Genomic DNA, 878 nt, shown 5'->3' on the forward strand with positions numbered 1-878 from the left:
CATCATATCGCGCCGACGCCTGCACCACCGCATCCTGCACCTTCAGCGTTTCACCCAGACCCGGCGCTATCTGCGACACCTCGCACAGGTTCTGTTCACTGTCGTAGCCAAACAGCCGCGCCTGACGCCGCCGTCCCTCATCACGACGCTCCGCTGTCACCTGACCCGCGCCGTTCAGCCGGAACGCCTGCTCGCCCCAGTGGCTGTCGCTGATGCCCGTCAGACGGTCCAGCACATCGTACTGGTAGCGGCGCTCCAGCACGTCATTCACCCGACCATCCGCCCCTTCCAGCGCCTGACGCTGCAACAGCCCCGTCGGGCTCCATTCGTGACGTAATGCGAACCCGCTGCCGTTACTGCGCCGCTGCTCGTCTCCCGCTGACGTGTGGCTGAACTGCAACGGCTGGTGTGAACCGATACCCAGCGACGACAGCCGCCCCGACTGCCACCCCAGTTGCAGTGGCGCCAGAATCCCCTCCACCACCGCACGCTGACCGCCCGCGTCATAACCGCTTTGCACCGCCTCGCCGTTCACCGTTTCCGACGTCACCTGCCCTGCCCGGTTATAGGCGTATTCCACCACCGCATCCGGGCTGGCGGCTTTGGTCAACCGACCGGCCACGTCATACGCCAGTTCCGTGATGCCGTCCGTTTCACCATCCGCTTTGCGTGCCGTGATACGCGTTATCCGTCCTGCTGCATCATGTTCGTAATGCAATGCACTGCCATCCGGCGCGGCGCGCTCCACCAGACGGTCTGCCACATCATACTGATAGCGGTACACCCGACCGTCGTAATGACGCTCCTCGCTCAGCCGTCCACTGGAGTCAAAGCCGTACGTCCAGTCCCGCCCCTGACTGTTCGTTACCCCGGCGAAC

The 878-nt window shown here is 64.2% G+C and carries 1 pseudogene; it reads right to left on the minus strand.

The features are described from left to right. A pseudogene (locus tag OI69_RS18440) lies at nucleotides 1–878 on the minus strand (hypothetical protein); the annotation flags it as partial.

The organism is Pectobacterium fontis (genome assembly GCF_000803215.1).
Taxonomy (GTDB): Bacteria; Pseudomonadota; Gammaproteobacteria; order Enterobacterales; family Enterobacteriaceae; genus Pectobacterium; species Pectobacterium fontis.